The following is a 22,384-nucleotide window of genomic DNA, read 5'->3' on the forward strand; positions in this document are numbered from 1 at the left end:
TCATCCCTTCATTCCGGAAACCTGATATGCACGCCCTAATCATTGGCGCAAGCGGCGCCACCGGCACATCGCTCGCCCGCCTGATGGGCAATGACGGCCGCTATCGTAAAATCACCGCGTTCACCCGCCGCCCCATACCCGCCCCCGCAGGCACAGAGAGCAAATGGGTCAATCAGGTCGTCGATTTCAGGCAGCCTGCAACTTGGGTGCACCTGGTGCAAGGCGACGCGGCGTTTTCCTGCTTGGGCACCACGCTCAAAACCGCAGGCAGCCAGTCCGCCCAATTTGAAATCGACCACGACTACCAGCTTTCCTTTGCCCAAGCCGCCGCCCGAAACGGCGTGGGCGTGTTGGTGTTGGTGTCGGCCGCGCAAGCCAATACCGACAGCCGCTTTTTCTATATGCGCATGAAAGGGCAGTTAGAAAATGCCGTCCGTGCCCTGCCCTTCGCCAAAACCGTGATTCTGCGGCCGCCCATGCTGGTGCGCGACCACTCCGACCGCCCCAGCGAAATCCTAACCGTGAAACTGCTGCGCGGCCTGAACGCCATCGGCCTGTTCCGCAGCCAAAAGCCCATGCCCACCGACACACTCGCACGCGCCATGTGCCACGCCGCCGCAGAATTTCCCGAAGGCGTGCATATTCTGGAAGCCGCCGATATTTGGCTGGCTGCACCATAAACCCACCCAAAGCAAAATTATGAGCCATCAATACAAAGATTTAAGAGATTTCATTGCCCTGCTGGAAACGCAAGGCAAACTCAAGCGCGTCGCGCATCCCGTTTCCCCGCATTTGGAAATGACCGAAATCGCCGACCGCGTGCTGCGCGCCGAAGGGCCGGCGTTGCTGTTTGAACACCCGATTAAGCCCGACGGTACGCGCTACGATTATCCCGTGTTGGCAAACCTGTTCGGCACACCCGAACGCGTGGCGATGGGCATGGGTGCGGACAGCGTGTCCAAGCTGCGCGAAATCGGGCAGACACTGGCGTATTTGAAAGAACCCGAACCGCCCAAAGGCATCAAAGACGCGTTTTCCAAACTGCCGCTGTTGAAAGACATTTGGAGCATGGCGCCGAATGTGGTGAAAAATGCGCCGTGTCAGGAAATCGTGTGGGAAGGCGACGACGTTGATTTATATAAACTTCCGATTCAGCATTGCTGGCCAGAAGACGTTGCGCCGCTGGTAACATGGGGCTTGACCGTCACGCGCGGTCCGCACAAAAAACGCCAAAACTTAGGCATTTACCGCCAGCAATTAATCGGCAAAAACAAGCTGATTATGCGCTGGCTGTCGCACCGCGGCGGCGCGCTGGATTATCAGGAGTTCCGCAAACTCAATCCCGATACGCCGTATCCCGTCGCCGTCGTGCTCGGTTGCGACCCCGCCACCATCTTGGGCGCGGTTACGCCCGTGCCCGACACTTTGAGCGAATACCAGTTTGCCGGCTTGCTACGCGGCTCGCGCACCGAACTGACAAAATGCATCGGTAGCGACCTGCAAGTGCCCGCCCGCGCCGAAATCGTGTTGGAAGGCGTCATCCATCCGAACGAAACCGCGTTGGAAGGCCCATACGGCGATCACACGGGCTATTACAACGAGCAGGACCATTTCCCCGTGTTCACGGTCGAGCGCATCACCATGCGCGAAAACCCGATTTACCACTCCACCTACACAGGTAAACCGCCCGATGAACCCGCCGTTTTGGGCGTGGCGTTGAACGAAGTGTTCGTACCGCTCTTACAAAAGCAGTTCCCCGAAATCACCGATTTCTACCTGCCGCCAGAAGGCTGTTCCTACCGCATGGCGGTGGTCAGCATGAAAAAACAGTACGCCGGACACGCCAAGCGCGTGATGATGGGCTGCTGGTCGTTTTTGCGCCAGTTTATGTACACCAAATTCATCATTGTGGTGGATGACGATGTGAACGTGCGCGACTGGAAAGAAGTCATCTGGGCAGTAACCACGCGCATGGACCCCGTACGCGACACCGTTTTAGTGGAAAACACGCCCATCGACTACCTCGACTTCGCCAGCCCCGTCAGCGGGCTCGGCGGCAAAATGGGCTTGGACGCAACCAACAAATGGCCAGGCGAAACCGACCGCGAATGGGGGCGGGTGATCAAAAAAGACCCTGCGGTTACGGCTAAAATTGATGAGATTTGGGGGGAATTGGGGTTATAGAGAAAATGTTGAAGTATTCCAATGGTTTTCAGGCAGCCTGCAACGGATAATCCATTATTTTGATTGTATTAGGAGAAAAATGTCATTCACTACAATTATCTACGCGCACCCATACGAGCAAAGCTTCAATTACGGTATTTTGCAACGGGTACAGCAACTGTTGGACGAAAAAGGTGAAAAATACCAACTGATCGACTTATATGAAGACGGCTTCAACCCCGCCTACACCAAAGAAGAGCTTGCCCTGTTCAATCAAGGCAAAGCCCTTGATCCGCTGGTTCTGCGTTATCAAGAACTTTTGAAAGCCTCCAGCCGCCTAATTTTCATCTTCCCGATCTGGTGGGCGGATATGCCGGCCATCGTCAAAGGATTTGAAGACAAGGTTTTCCTGAAAACATTTGCCTATGTCCCCACCGCCACCGGTCTGAAAGGCAACCTGACCAATATCAAAGAAGCCTTGGTCATCAGCACGTCCACCGCCCCTACATGGTATCTGAAATGGTTTTGCGGCAACGGCATCGGTAAAGCGATGGTGGGACACACGCTCCAAGGCATCGGTATCGCCAAGCGCCGATGGCTCAACTTCGGCAATATGGACAAATCCACCGACGAACAGCGGCAGGCGTTTTTGGCAGATTTAAGTCGAAATCTGTGATTCTAAATCATTAAATTATTGGAAGCACTATTTCAATATCACAAAAAGCAGCCTGCACCCGTCCAAACCCCGATTTGAAAAGACCGCCGTGAAGCAATTGCTGTCTAGCTGTTATGTGTGATGATATTGGCAGCGAGACTGGTATTTGCTTGGACAATCATTGCTTGTGTGATGTGACAGGCTTTTAGCTAACTAGGTAATTTGAAACGTCGATAAGGTAACGATGACCTGACTGCAATTCCAAAAAAGGTCGTCTGAAACCCGAATCCGGATTTCAGACGACCTTTTTTCTACATCAATAAACGATGTTCAACAGGTAATCAATAGAAGCCTTCGCGCTCTTCGCGGGTGGAGATATAGATGTTTTTCACCTGCGTGTAGGCGGCGAGCATCATTTTGTGGGTTTCGCGGCCGATACCTGAAGTTTTGTAGCCGCCGAACGGTGCGCCTGCGGGCAGGCGGTTGTAGCAGTTCACCCAAACGCGACCGGTTTCCAGCGCATTGGAAACGCGCAGGCAGCGGTTGATGTCGGTACTCCACACTGCACCGCCCAAGCCATATTCGCTGTCGTTCGCCATTTTGATGACTTCTTCTTCGGTTTTGAATTTAATCACGGTGGCAACCGGGCCGAAGATTTCTTCTTGGGCAACGCGGGCGTTGTTACTGTCGGCTTCAATCAAGGTCGGTTCGACAAATTCGCCTTTGCCCAACGCGCCTTCGATTTTCTTACCGCCAGTGATGATGCGGCAGCCTTCCTGTTCGCCGATTTTGACGTATTTCAAAATGGTTTCGAGCTGGCCGGCGTTGACTTGCGAACCCATTTGGGTGTCGTCTTCCCAAGGCAAACCGACTTTAATTTTTTTGAACTCTTCCGCCAAGGCGCTGACAAATTTATCGTAAATGCCTTCTTGTACGAAGATGCGCGAACCGGCGCAGCACACTTGGCCTTGGTTGAACAAAATACCTTTTTGCGCGCCTTCGAGCGCTTTGTCGAACGGCATGTCGTCAAAGAAGATGTTGGCGGATTTGCCGCCCAGCTCCAAGGTAGAGGGAATGAGCATTTCGGCAGCAGCGATGCCGATGCGGCGGCCGATTTCGGTTGAGCCGGTAAAGGCGAGTTTGTTGAAACCTTTGTGGTGCAACATGTATTCGCCGGATTTAGAACCGCGTCCGGTTATAATGTTCAATACGCCTTTAGGCAGCAGGTGGTTAATTTTTTGAGCGAGCGACAACAGGCTCAGCGAAGTGCTGGAAGACGGGTGAATGACGATGGTGCAGCCTGCGGCAAGTGCTGGTGCGATTTTCCAAGCCGCCATCAGGAAGGGGAAGTTCCACGGAATAATTTGACCGACTACGCCGATGGGTTCGCGCAGGACGATAGATAGGTCTTCGGAGTCAAGCTGGGTAGCAGTGCCTTCTTCGCCGCGGATGACGCTGGCGAAATAACGGAAATGGTCGGAAGCCAACGGGATGTCGGCGGCGCGGGTTTCGCGGATGGGTTTGCCGTTGTCCAGCGTTTCCTGCAAGGCGAACAATTCCAAGTTTTCGTCAATCACATCGGCGATTTTGTTGAGTATGGCGGCGCGTTCGGTGGTGGTGGTTTTGCGCCATGTTTTGAACGCTTCTTGCGCGGCGGCGACAGCGGCATCGACATCGGCATCGGTCGCGTCAGTAAATTTCGCCAATGCTTCACCATTGGCGGGATTGTACGAATCTAAAAGCGCGCCGGGTTCCGTCCACTCGCCATTGATCAAGAGGCCATACTCTTTATCAAACACATTTAAATCTTTTGCCATGATGCTGTCTCCTTACCTCATTAGTTGTCTTTCTTGGATTGTAGACGTTTATCAAATGTCGTCTGAGAACAAGATAGCATTTTTTTTGCTTAAGCTCAAGCATTAAAAATGATAATATTCTCAAAATTTCAAGGGGCTGTCCTAGATAACCAGGGAGATCCAATTCCAGTTAGAATTATCCCCATGAGAAGAGGCCACCTAAGTCAGTACAAGCAAAACAAGCTCATCGAACTATTCGTTGCAGGCGTTACCGCCAGAACGGCAGCTCAATTGGTCGGTGTTAACAAAAATACCGCAGCCTATTATTTCCACCGGCTGCGTCTGCTTATATTTCACAGCAGCCCGCATTTTGAAATATTGGATGGAGAAGTAAAAGCAGATGAAAGCTACTTTGGCGGGCATCGCAAAGGCAGACGGGGCGCGGTGCGGCAGGGAAGTCGCCGTATTCGGGCTTTTAAAGTGAAACGGTAAGGTTTATACCGTTGCCGTACCCAATACTTAGACAACCACCTTACTGTCTATTATCCGTGAGCAGGTCACGCCTGACAGTATCGTCTATACGGATTTTTACAAAAGCTATGATGTGCTGGATGTCAGCGAGTTTAGCCATTTGCGCATCAACCATAGTACACATTTTGCCGACAGGCAAAACCACATCAACAGCATTGAGAACTTTTGGAATCAGGCAAAACGGCATTTGCGCAAATTTAACGGCATTCCCAAGGAGCATTTTGAGTTATATTTAAAGTAGTGCGAATGGCGTTTTAGCAACAGTGAGATAAAAGTTCAAATCTCTATTTTGAAACAATTGGTAAGGAACGATTTGTTCTAGTTATCTAGGACAGCCCCATGAATTATATCCTTTTTTATCCCGAGATTATAAGCGTATTCAACCATAGCAACACCCAAACCCCGATTTGAAAGGAACGCCGTGAAATTAGCCGCCTGTATTGCCGCTGCCGTGCTTCTGTACACCGTTTATCCGTTTGCCGGCGCGTTATCGCAACCGGTGGGGCAGACGGTGGAAATCGTCAATCAATGCCCGCACGACATCACCATCCGCACCAAAGGGCTGTTCAATCCGTGGCGCAAAGTCTTCAACCGCCGAACACTAGAAGCAGGCGGGCGCATGCAGGAAACGCAATTTTATTGATGAGAATTGGGGAAATTGTGGTTGTAAAAACAGGCGTTTCAGGCAGCCTGCACCTTTTGGAAGGCCGTCTGAAAGCAGCGTTTCAACAAAACTTCCAAACAATATTAGGCATTTTTGAGCATGGAAACACGAAAAACAGCCCGCCTAATCCTCCGCCCTTGGGCGCTGACCGATGCCGAAGCGGTGTATGAACAGGCCCACAACCCTAAAATCGGAGCGATGTGCGGCTGGCCTCCTCATACCAGCGTGGAGGAAAGCCGCGAAATTATTGAACACGTTCTCCGCAAGCCGCATAGTTTTGCCATTTGCTTAGAAGATAATCAAGCGATAGGCAGCATCGGCCTACTTTTTCAAAACGACAGCAATCTGCCTATGAGCGACCGTGAAGCGGAAATAGGTTATTGGCTGGGCGAGGATTTTTGGGGAAAGGGTTATGCAACCGAAGCGGTGCAATCGGTGGTTGCCTATGCTTTTGAGGAATTGTCTCTGGTGCGGCTTTGGGCTGTGGCTTATCAGGAAAATACCCCTTCGCAACGCGTGCTGGAAAAATGCGGATTTTATCCTCATCACACTGAAGAACACTTCTTTTCCAAGCCGACGGGTGAGACGCATCGGGCGGTAATCTATGTGTTGGAGAAAGCGTAGCAATCGCTATATCTCCCTAATTTGTAGCCTACCGAACCGCGCTATTTTGCCGCGCCGAAATTTCTGACGGTCAATAAACCCACACCATTCCAAACATCATCCCAATATCCATCAGGCAGCCTGCACCTGCCCTTGATTTGAAAGAACCACCGTGAAATCATCCGCCCGTATCGCCGCTGCCGCGCTTCTGTGCGCCACTTCCCCGTTTGCCGGCGCGTTATCGCAACCGATGGGACAGACGGTGGAAATCGTCAATCAATGCCCGCACGACATCACCATCCGCGCCAAAGGGCTGTTCAATCCGTGGCGCAAAGTCTTCAACCGCCGAACGCTGGAAGCTGGCGGCCATATGCAGGAAACGCAATTTTTCTGCTCGCTGTTTTCCTGCACAATCAAACCGCTGCCCAACTGGACATTTAGCGGCGACGGACAGGACGAGCTGCCATACGAAGCCGTTCTCCTCCGCAACAGGCCGTCGCCGGGCCACACGCAGGTGGTCGTCTGCCCGGAGCAAAAGCAGCCTGCAACCGAAGAGGAGCGGTAAATGGGCAAAAGCAAGCCTCGGCGCACCAAATCTAAATCGCCCAAATCCAAACCGCAGGAAAAACAAAGCCTGCTCTCGCAAATTTTCTATGAATTTGTCGGCGCGGCAATCGGCGAAGTCATCGGGTATGTGCTGTTCGGCCTGCTGTTCATGGGCGGCGTGTGGACGCTGCTGAGCATCTCGGTGTGGGCGCTGCTCGGTTTGGGTTTGATGGCGATTCCGATAGGGCTGTGGCTGTATCAGAAAATGAAAAAATGAGCGTATCTTCCTGCAAAAGCAGCCTGCACCATGCCAATCAGACGGTGCAGACTGCTTTTTTTGCCGCCCGTTTTTGAGATAGGGCGATTCAGAAAGCAGCCTGCACTTGTTTTTCATTTTTAGATGTTATACCATAACATTTTCTGACAGGAGAAAACGATGAAAACAGGTATCCACCCCGACAACTACCGCATGGTTTTGTTTTACGACAGCAGCGCCGACACCGGTTGGCTGATTCGTTCGTGCGCGCCCACCAATCAAACGCGCGAATGGACGGACGGCAACAGCTATCCCGTATTTTATGTCGATACGTCGTCCGCATCGCACCCGGCCTACACGGGCAAACAGCGCGAACACCACAAAGAAGGCCGCGCCAGCCAGTTCAACCAACGCTTTGCAGGCATGATGTCTGCCATCAGAAAGGGTAAATAATGCAAGTTTTATCTTCACTCAAAGCCGCCAAAGCCCGCCACCGCGATTGCCAAATCGTTCGCCGCAGAGGCAAAGTTTATGTGATTTGCAAATCCAATCCGCGCTTTAAGGCACGCCAGCGCTAACGGCAAAAAAGCAGCCTGCACTTCCAAACTCCTGGTGCAGGCTGCTTTGTTATGGCTATTTCGCGCAGCGGAAACCCAAATTGTTCAACACGAACGGGGCTTGCAGGCTGGTGCGGATGCCGTAGCGCATGAACGCAGCGTAATTGCTCGGGTCAGTACTGTTGCTGGCACCGCCGCCGCAGAACGAGCCCGGATCGACATTGCTGGATGTGAGCTGGCTGCTGTTAAAGTCTTCCGTCCACTCCCAAATCATGCCGTGCATATCGTAAACCCCCCAGAAATTGGGCTTGCCCTGACCGACATTGCGCAGTCCGCGCCGTCCGCCGCTGGCATACCAATCCAAAATCCTGCGGTTGTAGCTCTCTTCGTCCGTGCCGTTGGCTTTGGTTTCGGAGGCCAGTCCGGCATATTCCCATTCGTCAATGGTGGGCAGGCGTTTGCCGATTGAGGTGCAATACGCATTTGCGGCAAACCACGACACGTTCACCACGGGCTTGTTCGCATCGGCAGGTTTATACGTGTAGCCCGAACCGTTCTTCACCCAGTGTTCCAAATATTTGCCTTCCGCTTGGCGCGTGCCGATTTTGCCGCGCTGCCATTGCGGATTTTTCTGCAAGAATCGGGCAAATTCGGCATTGGTCACCGCCGTTTTGTCCAACTGGAAAGTTTTCACGGGAATCAGCGGCGTGTTTTTTTTCAGATACAGCGGGCGGTACGAACCGCCTTCGATTCTCGCCATGTCTGCCGCGTGCAGGCTGCCTGCACACAATGCGAAACCGCATGCCAGAGAGATATACATCGCTTTCATCATCAATCATCCTTAACAATGACAGTGGGCGGGCACGACGGCAAACCGATACCGTCATTTCCGCACAATCCACTTTGTTTCGATACGCCAAAAGCTGCCTGCACACACATCAACGGGTGGCAAGCAGCTTCTCTTTCATGATGCGTTATTTTAGCGCATATACGGTTGTGTTACGAACCTTATTTGCGGCCTGCCGCCACATCTTCAGGTTTCACTTCACCACCTTTGTTGCCGAAGCTGTTCAAGATGAAGGTCAGCACGTTGGCCACGTCTTCGTCTTTCAGGTTCACGGCCGGCATCACGCTGTTATAGGTTTTGCCGTTCACGGAGATTTCGCCGCTCAAACCTTTCACCACGGCTTGAATACCGCGTTTAGGGTCAGCATTCAGGTAGTCGGAACCGGCCAATGGAGGGAATGCGCCTTCCACGCCTTTACCTTCCGCGCCGTGACATGCGATACAGTTGGCTTTAAAGATGGCCTCGCCCAAGCGGATACGGTCATCTTTGCTGGCGGCGGTCGGCGCGCCTGCAGCGGCTTTGGCCGTTTCGCTGGCGGTCAGCGGTACGGTTTGAACCGCGCCGCCCTCACCTTGATAGATACCCTCGGTAATACGGCCGGAGAAGATTTCCTTATTCTCTGGACCGGTAGCACGGATTTGGCCTAAAGCACCTTTGTTGAACGCACGGAAGATGGAGTGGTCAACCAAGTTGTACACGCCCGGAACGTCAATCTTGAAGTCCACAATAGCGGCACCGCCGGCAGGAACCAAAGTCGTTTGAACGTTTTTGTTAATCAGTGTGCCGCCTTCAACACGCACTTCGTCGAAAATCTCGCCGATCACGTGGAACGAAGACACCAAGTTAGGACCGCCGTTACCGATAAAGATACGTACTTTGTCGCCCACATTGGCTTTCAGGGCATTATCGCCGGCAATAGAGCCTACGCTGCCGTTGAAGACCACATAGTCAGGTTGTTCGCGGATGGCTTTTTCCATATCGAACGGTTGCAGGCCGGCTTCGCCGTATTTGCCTTTGGTATAGAAGTCGCCTTGTACCACATAGAACTCTTTATCTACAGGAGGCAGGCCTTCTTTCGGCTCAACCAATATCAAACCGTACATACCGTTGGCCATGTGCATGCCCACAGGTGCGGTGGCACAGTGGTAAATATACAAACCAGGCTGCAAGGCTTTGAAGCTGAACGTGCTCACATGGCCAGGTGCAGTGAACGATGCTTCCGCACCGCCGCCAGGGCCTGTTGCCGCGTGGAAGTCAATATTGTGCGGCACGGTAGAATCAGAGCGGTTGGCAAATTCCAATTCCACGGTATCGCCTTCGCGTACACGGATCATCGGACCGGGAACATGGCCGCCGAACGTCCAGAATTTATATTCCACACCATCGGCCATACGCATTACTTTTTCCTGCACTTCAAATTTCACTTTGACGCGTGCCGCATGGTTGCGGTTCACAGGGGGAGGCGCTTCAGGTGCAAATGTGGTCACGCCTTCGATAACCGGCAAATCCGCTGCGGCCACTTCCGCTTCCGCAGAGGCTGCGGCAGGCGCCGGAGAAGAAGACGCAGTTGCCGCCGCGTCACTGGCTGGAGCAGTGTTTGCAGGTGCAGACTGCTTTGAAGCCGAAGTTTGCGGTTGCTGGCAAGCGGCAAGAGCAAATACGGAAGCGCATAATGCTGCAATCGTGTGAAGTTTCATGATAGTTCCTTATCAGGAGTGGTTAGTGATTCAAATATTCTTTACACATGCGCATTATGGGTTAACCGCATTTAACAAATATTGATAAATGTCAAATCTTCTATCAATTTACCCCTACTTTTTTTAAGAATTTATCGATACAATCCACTTGCTGAAAAAAATCATTGCATTACCGATGGAATCAGGTACAGCAAATGGTTGAAAGGCAGCCTGCACAACCATGCGGCTTTGTTGTTTTTTGTACATATTGCCGACAATATGCTACAATCTTTAACATTCATTGAAAATGAATTTATTCAATCACTAAGTTTATTAACCAACCACTTAAAAATCAGGAGCATAAAATGGGACAGTATAAAAAGCTGTGGTACGCATTATTTGCCGTACTGACCATTACCTTCAGTTTGCTGGGTTATTTAGGTGTCGAAGTTTACCGACAGGCACCTCCGTTCCCAGAGCGTTTCGTATCCGAGTCGGGTCAGGTCATCATGACCAAAGACGACATCCTGCAAGGCCAATCGGCTTGGCAGAGCACGGGCGGTATGGAATTGGGTTCCGTTTTGGGACACGGCGCCTACCAAGCCCCCGACTGGACGGCCGACTTCCTGCACCGCGAATTGGTCGCATGGCTGGATTTGACCGCTCAAGCGGAACACCAGAAAAAATTTGACGAATTGAACGTTGAGCAAAAAGCCGCATTGCTGGCGCGTTTGAAACAGGAATACCGCGAACAAAGCCCGATGGATTCGTCAGGCACGGTAAAACTGTCGGATACGCGCGTGAAAGCGATTGAGCAAGTGTCTCAATACTATATCGATTTGTACGGCGGCGACACTTCCAACGAAACGTTGAACAAAACCCGTGAATCGTTCGCTATGCGCACCAACACGTTGCCCGATGCAGAAGCGCGCAAACATTTGTCGCAATTCTTCTTCTGGACAGCATGGACAGCATCGACCAACCGTCCCGACAGCGTGGCAACCTACACCAACAACTGGCCGCATGAACCTTTGATCGACAACGTGCCTACCACTGAAAACTATATGTGGTCGTTCGCGTCCATCGTGTTCCTGTTGATGGGTGTTGGTTTCCTGGTATGGGGCTACCACTTCCTGCGCAGCCACGAAGAAGCACCGAAAGCGCCATTGACAGATCCATTGGGCAAAATCGTGCTGACGCCTTCACAAAAAGCCTTGTGGAAATATGCCGCTCTGACCGTCATCTTGTTCATCGTGCAAATTTTGCTGGGCGGCTTGGTGGCGCACTACACCGTGGAAGGCCAAACCTTCTTCGGCGTTGAATTGTCGCAACTCCTGCCCTACTCGCTGGCGCGTACTTGGCACTTGCAGTCTGCATTGTTCTGGATTGCCACCGGCTTCCTGACCGGCGGTCTGTTCATTGCCCCCATCATCAACGGCGGCAAAGACCCCAAATTCCAAGCATTGGGTGTGAACCTGCTGTATGTTGCCCTGTTCATCGTGGTGGCCGGCTCTTATGCAGGTAACTTCACCTCCATCGTATTAAACAAATTGTCCGGCAGCGCGAACTTCTGGTTCGGCCACCAAGGTTACGAATACTTGGATTTGGGCCGCTTCTGGCAACTGCTGCTCACCGTGGGCTTCCTGCTGTGGCTGTTCCTGATGCTGCGTTGCGCCGTGCCTGCCTTCAAAAATGGCGGCGACAAAAACCTGCTGGCGATTTTCGTAGCGTCTATCGTGGGTGTGGGTGCGTTCTATGCGCCCGGCCTGTTCTACGGCGAACACACTACTTTGGCCGTGATGGAATACTGGCGCTGGTGGGTGGTTCACCTGTGGGTGGAAGGCTTCTTTGAAGTATTCGCCACTGCCGCATTGGCCTTTATTTTCTACAACTTGGGCTTGGTGAGCTACAAATCCGCCGCCACTGCTTCTTTGGTGGCCGGCAGCCTGTTCTTAGTGGGCGGCGTGCCCGGTACGTTCCACCACTTGTACTTCACCGGTACGACCACGCCTGTGATGGCCGCCGGTGCGTCATTCTCCGCATTGGAAGTGGTGCCTTTGATTCTGCTGGGTCATGAAGCCTACGAACACTGGTCTCACCAACACGCCGCACCTTGGATGAAACGCCTGCGCTGGCCTTTGATGAGCTTCACAGCGGTTGCCTTCTGGAATATGTTGGGTGCCGGCGTGTTCGGCTTCCTGATTAACCCGCCGCTTTCCCTGTTCTACCTGCAAGGCTTGAACACCTCTGCGGTTCACGCGCACGCGGCATTGTTCGGCGTGTACGGCTTCCTGGCACTGGGCTTCGTATTGATGGTCGGCTGCTACATCAAACCGAACTTCACATACGATGAAAAACAAATGACCATCGGTTTCTGGATGATGAACGCCGGTTTGGCAGGCATGATTGCTTCCAGCCTGCTGCCTATCGGTGTTTTCCAAGCGGCCGCATCCATCACCCACGGCTTGTGGTATGCGCGCAGTGAAGAATTCCTGCAACAAGGCTTCTTGGAAGGCTTCCGCTGGATTCGTACATTGTCCGACTTGGTCTTCATTGGCGGCGCATGTCTGTTTGCTCTCCAAGTGATTAAAATGTCCTTGAGCAAAGACAAAACCTCCGCTTAATCCGTAGCACACAAAAGCAGCCTGCACTTTGGTTTTCCGAGTGCAGGCTGCTTTTTGCCGTGAATCATGCCGAATTAAAGTGCAGGCTGCTTTCATAGGGAACACCCCGCCACAAAGCATGGGTATGGCGGCGCAACGCCATGCAAACTTCGCCAATAATACGGCAATTCAAAAAAGCAGCCTGCACCTTCATTGGGGAAAAAATGCAGGCTGCTTTTTGCCATTTGTGCGCTGAATTTTGACGGTTCGCATGGCGTTGCGCCGCCATACCCACGCTTTAGGTGGCCGCCCCCCGACCACCTTCGTGCGAAAAATGCAGGCTGTTTTGCCCATCGACAAACACCGTGTTTCCAAAGTCCGCAAGGTATTATGCCGCCCTGCCCCGCCCATTTTTCCAGCCATCAAAAAGCAGCCTGCACCCGGGAAACCAAAGTGCAGGCTGCTTTCCAATATCTCGCCATTACCGCTTCAATGCCAACACCAGCACCCCCGCGGCCACCAAACCGATCCCCAGCCATTCCTGGCCGCTCGGCTTTTCGCCCAAAAACCACACCGCGAACAAAGCCACCAGCACCAAACTGAACTTGTCCACCGGCGCCACTTGCGATGCCTTGCCCAGCTGCAACGCTTTGAAATACGCCAGCCAAGACGCACCCGTCGCCAAGCCCGACAGCACCAGAAACAGCCAGTTGCGCCCCGTCAGGCTGCCCAGCGGCTGCCACTTGTTCGCGTAGGTCAGAAACAGCATCAGCGCCGCCACAATCACCAGCGTGCGGATGAACGTGGCGAAATCCGAATCCACACCCTGCAAACCCAATTTGGCAAAAATCGCCGTCATCGCGGCAAACACGGCCGAAGCGGCCGCCCAATAAAACCAAGACTGTACCATGTTCATTCTCCTAACGTGCAGGCTGCTTTTCGCCGGTAATGCACCAAATCGAACGCCGTCCCGCCTTTTTCAGACACACATCGCTCGCGCGACACTTCCTGCCAATCGCCGGCGGCAAATTCGGGAAAAAACGCATCGCCCTCAGGCCGCAGCGCCACCTCTGTCAAACGCAAATCCGTTGCCAACGCCAGCGTTTGCGTATAAATCTGCTCGCCGCCCATCACAATGATTTCCGGCGCGTCCGCACAAGCCGCCAAAGCAGCCTGCACATCGGCAAACACTTCCGCGCCCTCGGCCTGCCAACCCGCCTGCCGCGACACCACGATATTCCTGCGGTTCGGCAACGGTTTGAGCGGCAGGCTGTCCCACGTCTTGCGCCCCATCAGCACGGGCTTGCCCGAAGTGAAGCGCTTGAAAAACGCAAAATCTTCGGGAATGTGCCAAATCATCTGATTATCGCGCCCAATCACGCGGTTTTGCGCCACGGCGGCGACCAAAGTAATTTTCTGCATCACGATTTCCTTATCGGCCTGCAGGCTGCATTTTGCGCAAACACAATTCCGCCTTGTCCGAACGGAAGCATGGCCACTCCTGCCCGTCTATCGTACGCACTTCCCGCCGATACGCCGCCCCGTCCATCCAATCGGCCGCGACCTCTCTGCCGCCTTCGGCATTGCGTTTGTATTCGCGCTGGAACGTTACCGATTTCCCGTTATCCAAATGGACGTACACCGTTTCCCGCAATACGTCGGTTGTGCGGTCGGATTCGTATGCGGGGCGCGGCGGAAGGCCGTCCCGATAGATGCAGGCTGCTTTTTCAACGGGGCTGCCGGCACGCGTCAAATCCTGATAAGTGCACTCGAATTTTTCCTGCGCAGGCGGCAGCAGGTGGGCATGGGTCAATGTGGCGGACAAAGCCGCAGCGGCAAACAGATATGTTTTCATTCAAAATTCCTTTTGATGATTGGAAAATGCGGAAATTCAATCCGCCTGAAAATCCAACAGCGCGGCGAAATCATCGTAATGCGCGCGCACATAAGTGTACACCTGTGGGAAAATTTCTTCGCATTCAATAAAATATTCTTCATCCAGCGGCGAGAACTGCGGAAAGGCCTCGCGCAGTTCATCGGGCGTTGCGTGCGCCTGCGCCTCAATCTGCGCGCGCAATTCGCGGTAATGCACGGCCGCCTGCCGCAGGATGTGCGGCAACACGTCAATACCCCATTGCGCCAAAGTTTCCGCCAGTGCGCCGTCCAGCACCGTTTCGCCCCAGCCTTGTGCAATCAGCGCGGCAAAGCCTTCCTCTTCGGCAATTTTGTCCATGCGCAAATACGCCATCAACATATTCTGCGCGTGGCTCAACTGCGGCGATGCCGACCAGCGCGGATGCGCTTCCAACTGTTCCAAACAATGCGTGAACAGGCGGTTGGTTTGGGCGGCGGAAATTTCAAAATTCATAGCCATTATCGTTCGTCCTTCCGTTGGGTTGATGGAAATGCGTTCATCACGTCATGGGCAAACGGCGTCCATGCCACGCCGCCCGCGCCGATTTGCTTCAAATGGCGGTTGCTCCATGTGTTGCAGGTATTGAACAGGTGGTAGCGCCCGTTCGCTTCGTAAAACGCATCGTTATCGGCATAATACGCGCCGCGTATGGGCAGGCTTCGGCCGTTTTCCTGCTGGAAGTCGGCGGCGATATTGTGCGCCAACTGCCGATACTGCCGCTCGCTGACGGTGATGGCGGCGGTGCGTTCATTCTCCGGCACATCGTCCAGAAAGCTGACGTGCAATGCAGTTTGGTTAAGCCCGCCAATCGCGCGCAATGCGGTGGCGGCGGTTAAATCGCCCCAGGTCGGCGTTTCCAGATAGAATTTGCGGTCGCCCCAGCCGACGGCGATATAACGCGCGTTCGGGCTGCCGCCGGCCGTGTCTTGCGTCGATGCGTACCGCGCCCATGAAAACGCGGGATGGTGCAGCGGCATGGCAATGTCGGTGTGCGCACCGTTGCTGATTAAATACACGGTGATGTCGGCTTTTTCCGCGTCATTCTGCACTTGGATGCGCCAGTTGCCCAACAGTACCGCCGCCGCGCCATACAGCAACACGGCAAGCAGCAGGCTGCCGCAAAGATAAAGGGCGTATCGAATCAGTTTGCGCATCATGTCGTTATGTTTTTGGGAATGGAAAAGCAGCCTGCATTTTTAAGGTGCTGCAATACGCCGGTTGGATTCATTGTCCGCCAACTGGCAGGCAGCCTGCACTTCTTCGATATAGCGCACGCGCCCTTGCCGGACGAACACATGCCTGCCATCTTCGTGCTGTAAAACGAATACGCCGTCCCAGCCGCAGAACGGATTATCTTCCTGCTGCATCTGCCCGATGACAGCCACCCGGCAGAATGCCTTGCCATCCGACAGCACCACGTTATACAGCCGATCGGGACGGATAAACGGAATACAGCCGTTTTCGGGCAGGATTTTGGCATTGCGTTCGCGGCGCTGCCTCGCTTCGCGTTTGTTGTCGATGATGACATATACAATCAGCGCAATAATAATGATGACAATAATCTGCCATGTATTCATATGATTACCCTCCAATCCAACTCCGAATCCGCGCCCCACCGTGTGCAGGCTGCTTTTGAATGCCTCTTTGCACTTGAAAAGCAGCCTGCACGTTGCCGAATGCTTTCCAACCATATCTACAGGTAATTTTTATTACGGGGGCCGAGTTGTTTATATTCCTCCTGCGTGTACCGCTGGCTTTCGGGAACATGTGCAGCAATGGCTTGAAACACTTCTTCAATCGTGCGCTCCAAATCTTTGGAGCTGCGGAAAAATGATTCAGGTTGCGGAATAATGCGCGATATATCCAATTTGAGCCGCCGCAAACCCGCTATATCCGGGTGATGGTATTCAATCAATATCACACCGCCGGTTACACGGTTTTCGTTGAGGTAGCGGTAATTCATCCGATAATCCAAATATGTGATCCATGAATACGGCAGCCTGCCTTGAACGGGATAAAGCCGATATTGGATTTCGCGGTGTGCAAGGCGGATAAATTCATCACCTTCCAAAGCATAAATAAAAATTTGTATTTGCCGCCACAAAACATACAGGCACAATATGACGATAACACTCACGGGCAATATTGCCAAAAGATGATTCTTCCAATCCCATACATCGTTATTTAACCGATGTTCCTCCCATGTCCAGAATACAAGCACGCAAATAAACAATATGTTATGCAATACAGGTATACTATTGCGGCGAAATCTCCATGTATGCATTGAGTTTCCTCCTTATTCCCAATCCCCAAACCTGCGCCCTGCCGTGTGCAGGCTGCTTTCGAAAGCTCCTTTACACTTGAAAAGCAGCCTGCACGTTGCCGAATGCTTATTGCTTGAAAATCACAAACACTTGATACAGCACATAGGAAAAACTGACGGTAATGCACAGCAAATACCACAATAGGGAATTGATTTCTTTATCGTCTTGAATGCCCGTCACTTCGCTCACCTTACGCTTCATGCCTTCCAGCCATATCTGCAGGTAATTTTTATTGCGGGCGCCCAGCTGTTGATATTCCTCCTGCGTGTACCGCTGGCTTTCGGGAACATGTGCGGCAATGGCTTGAAACACGTCTTGAATCGTGCGCTCCCAATCTTCGGGATGCGGGACAATGCGCCACATATCCCATTTGAGCTGCTGCAAATCCGCCGTGCCGGGGCGCAGGTATTCAATCAGCACTATGCCGCCGACCGCATTTTTGTATTTATTGTACTTAACCTGATAATCCAAATACTTTATCCACCGATAGGGCACACTGCCTTGGCCGGGATAAAGGCAATATTGGATTTCGCTGGGCGTGAGGCGGATAAATTCATCATGCCCCAAGGCATAAATCATGATTTTGATCTCCTGCCACAAGCCATACAGAAACCAAATAATACATGCGAATACGATATACAGAAAATAATCCCGCCAATCCCAAACACCGTTATTCATCGAATATACCCACAAGCAAAATAAGCCAATCAAAAATATTTCTTGCAGCACATTCGCAATATTGCGGTTAAATTTCCATGTCTCCATCAAACCGTCTCCATTTGCCGATACCCGAAGCCGTGCGCAGGCTGCTTTTCAAGATCAAAAAGCATTCAAAAGCAGCCTGCACTTTTATTTTCTGCGCCTGCGCTCGCCCGGCAGCAGCATATCCGCCCATTTCATGATATTGGCCACCTCCATCGGGTTCAGCTCGTAAAACTGGCCGCGTTTCAGGCGGTTCGGCAGCCCTATCGGCCCGAATCCCACGCGCACCAGCCGGCTCACGGTCAAGCCCTGGCTTTCGAACAGGCGGCGCACTTCGCGGTTGCGCCCTTCTTTCAGCACCACGTTGTACCACTTGTTCGCACCCTCGCCGCCCTGCTCGTAAATCCGCTCCACGCGTGCCAAGCCGTCTTCCAGCATCACGCCTTCGCTCAATGCGTTCATCTGCTCCTGCGTCAGTTCGCCCAACACGCGCACCGCATATTCGCGCTCCACTTCAAAGCTCGGGTGGGCAAAACGCTGCACCAGTTCGCCGGAAGTTGTCAAAATCAGCAGGCCGCTGGTATTGATGTCCAGCCGCCCGATGGCCACCCAGCGGCTGCTGGCCGCCTGCGGCAGACGGTCGAAAATGCTCACGCGCCCCTGCGGGTCGTCGCGCGACACAATTTCGCCTTCCTGCTTGTAATACAGGATGATGCGCGGCAGGCGGTCGGCCCATTTGAGCTTGATGGCGCTGCCTTTCACGGTCACTTGGTCTTCCGGCGTGATTTTCTCGCCCAGCACCGCCACGCGGCCGTTCACCTGCACCCAGCCGTTGTTAATCCACTCTTCCATTTCGCGGCGCGAACCGACACCACTGGCCGCCAGCACCTTTTGCAAGCGTTCCGGCTCAATGCGCGACAAATCGGTGCGTTTCTCTTTCAATTCCTGCACATGCTGCTGGATTTTTTGGTTCGGCGCGCGCACCACCAGTTTGCGTGCCTTGGCGGCGCGCTGCTTCACGGGCGCGGCATATTCTTTTTGGGATTGTTCGTGCCGTGCCGCGCCGCGCTGCCCGCGTTGGGAACGGTGTTCCTGCGCTTGTTCCGCTTCGCCGCGTTTGGCAAAGTGCAGGCTGCTTTTGGCGGTTTTGGATACGGGTTTGGCCGATTTGGCAGGACGTTTTTTGCTGATGCCGTCGCGAAATTCGCGTTTGGATTGGGGCTGTTTCTTGCTCATGGTGAAAATCTCCTAGTATTCCGGTGGGAAACACTCTTCTGCGGCGTGTGCGGCAGGATGGGTAAAATCCGTATTGTATCGTAATCCGATACTGGCACGGCACAAATTTCCGGCGATATAATGAAGCCGAACACCCAAACGAAACGAAAGAAACCGCAATGACAAACTCCCTGCTGGAAAAAACACGCCCGCATTCGCAATGGCTGGCGCGGCAACTCGACCATCGGCGCTTGGATTTGGCGCGGCTGGACGACTGGCTGCCGCGTCCGCTCACGCCCGAAGATTTCGCCGGTTTTGCCGACTGGCAACGCATTTTGTCGGACGAAGACGAAGCGGAGCTGGCACGGCAACTGCGGCTTCTGCGCCGCCACGTGATGGCGCACATCATGACGCGCGACCTTTGCCGCCTGTCCGATTTGGCGGAAGTTACGCGCACGATTACCGAATTCGCCGATTTCGCCGCCAACACCGCCCTGTCGTTCAGCCATCAATATTACACGGGCATGTACGGCACGCCCATCGGCGCATATTCGCAGCAGCCGCAACATTTGGCCGTTGTGGCCATGGGCAAGGCGGGCGGGTTCGAGTTGAACGTGTCGTCCGATTTGGATTTGATTTTCGTCTATCCGGAAAACGGCGGCACTAACGGCAAACGCGAGCGCACCAATCAGGAATTTTTCACCAAAGTGGGGCAGAAACTGATTGCGCTGCTGGACGACATTACCGAAGACGGGCAGGTGTTCCGCATCGACATGCGCCTGCGGCCGGACGGCGACAGCGGCGCATTGGTGTGCAGCGAGGCGGCGTTGGAGCAGTATCTGGTCACGCAGGGGCGAGAATGGGAGCGATATGCCTGGTGCAAGGCGCGCGTCATCACGCCGCAGGAAAACGGCATTGCCGCGCTGGTGCGCCCGTTCGTGTTCCGCAAATATTTGGACTACAACGCCTACCACGCCATGCGCGAGCTGCACCGCCAAATCCGGCAGGAAGTGCAGAAACGCCAAATGCATGACAATATCAAACTGGGCGCGGGCGGCATCCGCGAGATTGAATTTATCGCGCAGATTTTCCAGATGATTCGCGGCGGGCAAAACCGCAGCCTGCAACTGAAAGGCACGCAGGAAACGCTGGAAAAGCTGGCGGAAACCGGCATTTTGCCGCACGACACGGTGGCGCAGCTGCTGTCGGCCTACCGCTTCCTGCGCGATATGGAGCACCGCCTGCAATATTGGGACGACCAGCAAACGCAAACGCTGCCGCAAAATCCGGAGCAGCAGGAACGGCTGGCGCAGAGCATGGGTTTTGCTTCGTGGGCGGAATGTGCAGGCTGCCTGCAACAACACCGCAACAATGTCGCCCGCATTTTCAACGAAACGCTGGACGAGCCGGAAACCGACGGGCAAAACACCGCTTCCGAACCGCTGGTGCAGGCATGGCAGGCATTGCCCGAAGACAGCGAAGGCATGGGGCAGGCATTGGCGGAATTGGGCTTTGTGCAGGCTGCTTCGTTGGCCGGCACGCTCGCGCAGTTGAAAAGCAGCAGCAAATACCGCCGTTTGTCGGCACATGCGCAGGAACGCTTCGATTTGCTGATTCCGCGCGTGGCCGAAGCCGCCGCACAATGCAGCCTGCGGCCGGACGAAACCTTGTCTCGCCTGCTGGATTTTTTGGAAACGGTGAGCCGCCGCAGCGCATATCTGGCGTTTTTGCAGCAGCACCCGCGCGCCTTGCATCAGTTGGCGCATTTGATGTCGCAAAGCGCGTGGCTGGCGGATTATTTGTGCCGCCACCCCATCCTGCTGGACGCGCTTTTGTCCGCCCAGCTCATGCAGCCGATTGACTGGCAGGCGCTGGCCGGAGAACTGGAAAGCAGCCTGCACGCCTGCGGCAGCGATATGGAAGCCAAAATGGACATTCTGCGGCAATGCCAACACGCGCAGATTTTCCGTCTCACGGTGCAGGATTTGGCGGGGCAATGGACGGTGGAAGCCCTGAGCGACGAATTGTCGCGGCTGGCCGATTTGATTTTGGAGCAAACGCTGATACACGCATGGCAAAGCGTGCCGAAGCGCCATTTGGACGCGCCCAAATTCGCCATCATCGCCTATGGCAAATTGGGCGGCAAAGAACTGGGCTATGCCTCCGATTTGGATTTGGTGTTTTTATACGAAGACGATGCACCCGACGCGGCCGACAAATACGTCAAACTGTCGCGCCGCCTGAGCACATGGCTCTCCGGCAGCACCGGTGCAGGCTGCCTGTACGACATCGACCTGCGCCTGCGCCCCAACGGCGAAGAAGGCTTTCTGGCGCACAGTTTGGCCGCCTTTGAAAAATACCAGCGCGAACAGGCTTGGACGTGGGAACATCAGGCACTCACCCGCGCCCGATTCATTTGCGGCAATGCAGAAATCGGCGCAAAATTCGAAGACATCCGCCGCAGCATTCTGACTCAGCCGCGCGACAAAGCCCGGCTGAAACAGGAAATCATCGCCATGCGCGAAAAAATGTTCGCCACCCATCCGCCGGAAGAAGGCAATGTGAAATACGCGCGCGGCGGCGTGGTCGATGTGGAGTTTATCGTGCAATACCTCGTGCTGGCGGAAAGCGGCCGCGAACCGAAACTCACGGAAAACTACGGCAACATCGCCCTGCTCGGCATGGCGGCGCGGCGCGGCCTTATCGACCCCGCCCTCGCCCAACGCTGCGCCGATGCCTACCGCCACTACCGCCAGTTGCAGCACAACAAAAACCTGCGCGATTTGGCGCGCACCGAAATCAACGGCGAACTGCGCCTGCACTACCAAAACGTGCAAACGCTGTGGCAGCAGGTGTTCGGCGAGCCCGTCCGCTTTGAAACGCAAAGCTGAAAAGCAGCCTGCACCCTATCCACCCGCAAAAAGGAAACCGAAATGTATATCCCCCAACCCTTCAAATCCCTGCTGATATTGGCCGGCATAGCCGCCGTGCTGTTCGCCGCGTACCAACACCCGTATGTCCGCTCGCTGGTGAACCGCGAAGCCGCCAAACAAGGCATCGTGATTGACCCGAAATCGCCCGAAGCGCAAATCCTGCGCGCCAAAGGCAGCTATGACGACCGCTCGCCCGAACAAATCCGCAAAGAAGAATTCGACCGCAAATTGAAGCAATTCCGCAGCACCGATGAAAAGCCCGCGCAAAATTCGGACAACCCGGACGAGCGCGTATACGGCGGCAAAGGCAGCTATTCGGACGGTACCGACCAGCGCAAAGGCGGCAGAAGGCGGCATTGAACGTGCAAAAAAAGCAGCCTGCACTCTGAATATTTGAG

General features: G+C 53.9%; 24 protein-coding genes and 1 pseudogene. 13 read left to right on the forward strand and 12 right to left on the reverse strand.

The features are described from left to right. Positions 1–26: 26 nt before the first annotated feature. The 3 genes from HMPREF9098_RS03170 to HMPREF9098_RS03180 all read left to right on the forward strand — a co-directional run bounded on the left by HMPREF9098_RS03170 (position 27) and on the right by HMPREF9098_RS03180 (position 2,839). Positions 27–680 (forward strand): NAD(P)H-binding protein, encoded by a 654-nt coding sequence (locus HMPREF9098_RS03170; protein ID WP_040564653.1) that lies wholly within the window; start codon positions 27–29, stop codon positions 678–680. 19 nt (positions 681–699) lie between these two features. Then, the gene (gene ubiD / locus HMPREF9098_RS03175; protein ID WP_003781952.1) at positions 700–2,184 is read left to right on the forward strand and encodes a 4-hydroxy-3-polyprenylbenzoate decarboxylase; all 1,485 of its coding nucleotides are present in this window, start codon (positions 700–702) and stop codon (positions 2,182–2,184) included. A 79-nt stretch (positions 2,185–2,263) separates the two neighbouring features. After that, positions 2,264–2,839, forward strand: coding sequence for an NAD(P)H-dependent oxidoreductase (locus HMPREF9098_RS03180; RefSeq protein WP_003781955.1), 576 nt, complete (start codon positions 2,264–2,266; stop codon positions 2,837–2,839). A 320-nt stretch (positions 2,840–3,159) separates the two neighbouring features. Here HMPREF9098_RS03180 and HMPREF9098_RS03185 read toward each other — a convergent pair whose 3' ends face one another. Further along, positions 3,160–4,635 (reverse strand): aldehyde dehydrogenase family protein, encoded by a 1,476-nt coding sequence (locus tag HMPREF9098_RS03185; RefSeq protein WP_003781957.1) that lies wholly within the window; start codon positions 4,633–4,635, stop codon positions 3,160–3,162. Between the two features lie 183 nt (positions 4,636–4,818). On the opposite strand from HMPREF9098_RS03185, the pseudogene HMPREF9098_RS11350 reads away from it, so the two are divergent. From HMPREF9098_RS11350 to ykgO, 7 genes and pseudogenes are all read left to right on the forward strand, one after another. Continuing rightward, positions 4,819–5,467, forward strand: a pseudogene (locus HMPREF9098_RS11350) (IS1595 family transposase). A 99-nt stretch (positions 5,468–5,566) separates the two neighbouring features. Continuing rightward, positions 5,567–5,788 (forward strand): hypothetical protein, encoded by a 222-nt coding sequence (locus HMPREF9098_RS03200; RefSeq protein ID WP_003781962.1) that lies wholly within the window; start codon positions 5,567–5,569, stop codon positions 5,786–5,788. 120 nt (positions 5,789–5,908) lie between these two features. After that, positions 5,909–6,433, forward strand: a complete 525-nt coding sequence (locus tag HMPREF9098_RS03205) for a GNAT family N-acetyltransferase (RefSeq protein WP_003781963.1) — start codon at positions 5,909–5,911, stop codon at positions 6,431–6,433. Between the two features lie 151 nt (positions 6,434–6,584). After that, on the forward strand, positions 6,585–6,977 hold the full coding sequence (locus tag HMPREF9098_RS03210) for a hypothetical protein (RefSeq protein ID WP_040564221.1): 393 nt from the start codon (positions 6,585–6,587) through the stop codon (positions 6,975–6,977). After that, positions 6,978–7,235: a hypothetical protein gene (locus HMPREF9098_RS03215; RefSeq protein WP_040564222.1), complete on the forward strand. Its 258-nt coding sequence runs from the start codon at positions 6,978–6,980 to the stop codon at positions 7,233–7,235. It begins immediately after the preceding gene. A 159-nt stretch (positions 7,236–7,394) separates the two neighbouring features. Then, positions 7,395–7,667 (forward strand): type B 50S ribosomal protein L31, encoded by a 273-nt coding sequence (locus tag HMPREF9098_RS03220; protein ID WP_003781966.1) that lies wholly within the window; start codon positions 7,395–7,397, stop codon positions 7,665–7,667. Further along, complete coding sequence (gene ykgO, locus HMPREF9098_RS03225; RefSeq protein WP_003781967.1) at positions 7,667–7,792, forward strand: type B 50S ribosomal protein L36; 126 nt, start codon at positions 7,667–7,669, stop codon at positions 7,790–7,792. Before HMPREF9098_RS03220 ends, ykgO begins: the two co-directional genes overlap by 1 nt. A 55-nt stretch (positions 7,793–7,847) precedes the next feature. Here ykgO and HMPREF9098_RS03230 read toward each other — a convergent pair whose 3' ends face one another. Then, entirely contained in the window at positions 7,848–8,600 is a 753-nt protein-coding gene (locus HMPREF9098_RS03230; RefSeq protein ID WP_040564656.1) for a formylglycine-generating enzyme family protein, read from the reverse strand. Positions 8,601–8,779: 179 nt separating this feature from the next. Further along, a complete protein-coding gene (nirK, locus tag HMPREF9098_RS03235; RefSeq protein WP_003781971.1) occupies positions 8,780–10,315 on the reverse strand; it encodes a copper-containing nitrite reductase in 1,536 nt (511 codons plus the stop codon). 344 nt (positions 10,316–10,659) lie between these two features. Here nirK and HMPREF9098_RS03240 point away from each other — a divergent pair, with 344 nt between their 5' ends. Next, positions 10,660–12,918, forward strand: coding sequence for a nitric-oxide reductase large subunit (locus HMPREF9098_RS03240; RefSeq protein WP_003781974.1), 2,259 nt, complete (start codon positions 10,660–10,662; stop codon positions 12,916–12,918). 460 nt (positions 12,919–13,378) lie between these two features. Here the strand turns inward: HMPREF9098_RS03240 and HMPREF9098_RS03250 are convergent, their stop codons facing one another. The 9 genes from HMPREF9098_RS03250 to HMPREF9098_RS03290 form a co-directional block, all read right to left on the reverse strand. Beyond that, positions 13,379–13,807, reverse strand: a complete 429-nt coding sequence (locus HMPREF9098_RS03250) for an EamA family transporter (RefSeq protein WP_040564224.1) — start codon at positions 13,805–13,807, stop codon at positions 13,379–13,381. 2 nt (positions 13,808–13,809) lie between these two features. Then, positions 13,810–14,319 (reverse strand): dihydrofolate reductase, encoded by a 510-nt coding sequence (locus HMPREF9098_RS03255; RefSeq protein WP_003781984.1) that lies wholly within the window; start codon positions 14,317–14,319, stop codon positions 13,810–13,812. A 10-nt stretch (positions 14,320–14,329) separates the two neighbouring features. Then, positions 14,330–14,752: a hypothetical protein gene (locus HMPREF9098_RS03260; protein ID WP_003781986.1), complete on the reverse strand. Its 423-nt coding sequence runs from the start codon at positions 14,750–14,752 to the stop codon at positions 14,330–14,332. Positions 14,753–14,788: 36 nt separating this feature from the next. Further along, complete coding sequence (locus HMPREF9098_RS03265; protein ID WP_003781991.1) at positions 14,789–15,271, reverse strand: DMP19 family protein; 483 nt, start codon at positions 15,269–15,271, stop codon at positions 14,789–14,791. After that, entirely contained in the window at positions 15,271–15,969 is a 699-nt protein-coding gene (locus tag HMPREF9098_RS03270; protein ID WP_003781993.1) for a TIGR02117 family protein, read from the reverse strand. Before HMPREF9098_RS03270 ends, HMPREF9098_RS03265 begins: the two co-directional genes overlap by 1 nt. Before the next feature lie 39 nt (positions 15,970–16,008). Further along, positions 16,009–16,389: a hypothetical protein gene (locus HMPREF9098_RS03275; protein ID WP_040564225.1), complete on the reverse strand. Its 381-nt coding sequence runs from the start codon at positions 16,387–16,389 to the stop codon at positions 16,009–16,011. 116 nt (positions 16,390–16,505) lie between these two features. Beyond that, positions 16,506–16,949, reverse strand: a complete 444-nt coding sequence (locus tag HMPREF9098_RS03280; protein ID WP_147285400.1) for a hypothetical protein — start codon at positions 16,947–16,949, stop codon at positions 16,506–16,508. 253 nt (positions 16,950–17,202) lie between these two features. Beyond that, the gene (locus HMPREF9098_RS03285) at positions 17,203–17,814 is read right to left on the reverse strand and encodes a hypothetical protein (RefSeq protein WP_147285399.1); all 612 of its coding nucleotides are present in this window, start codon (positions 17,812–17,814) and stop codon (positions 17,203–17,205) included. Positions 17,815–17,985: 171 nt separating this feature from the next. After that, complete coding sequence (locus tag HMPREF9098_RS03290; RefSeq protein ID WP_003782003.1) at positions 17,986–19,074, reverse strand: pseudouridine synthase; 1,089 nt, start codon at positions 19,072–19,074, stop codon at positions 17,986–17,988. 158 nt (positions 19,075–19,232) lie between these two features. Between HMPREF9098_RS03290 and glnE the strand changes: the two genes are divergently transcribed. Together glnE and HMPREF9098_RS03300 are read left to right on the forward strand one after the other, a co-directional pair. Beyond that, positions 19,233–21,944 carry a bifunctional [glutamate--ammonia ligase]-adenylyl-L-tyrosine phosphorylase/[glutamate--ammonia-ligase] adenylyltransferase gene (glnE, locus tag HMPREF9098_RS03295; protein WP_003782006.1) on the forward strand — a complete coding sequence of 904 codons (2,712 nt, stop codon included), beginning with the start codon at positions 19,233–19,235 and terminating at the stop codon, positions 21,942–21,944. 42 nt (positions 21,945–21,986) lie between these two features. Beyond that, complete coding sequence (locus HMPREF9098_RS03300) at positions 21,987–22,346, forward strand: hypothetical protein (protein ID WP_040564227.1); 360 nt, start codon at positions 21,987–21,989, stop codon at positions 22,344–22,346. Positions 22,347–22,384: the final 38 nt, after the last annotated feature.

Source organism: Kingella denitrificans ATCC 33394, from assembly GCF_000190695.1.
In the GTDB taxonomy this organism is placed as follows: domain Bacteria; phylum Pseudomonadota; class Gammaproteobacteria; order Burkholderiales; family Neisseriaceae; genus Kingella_A; species Kingella_A denitrificans.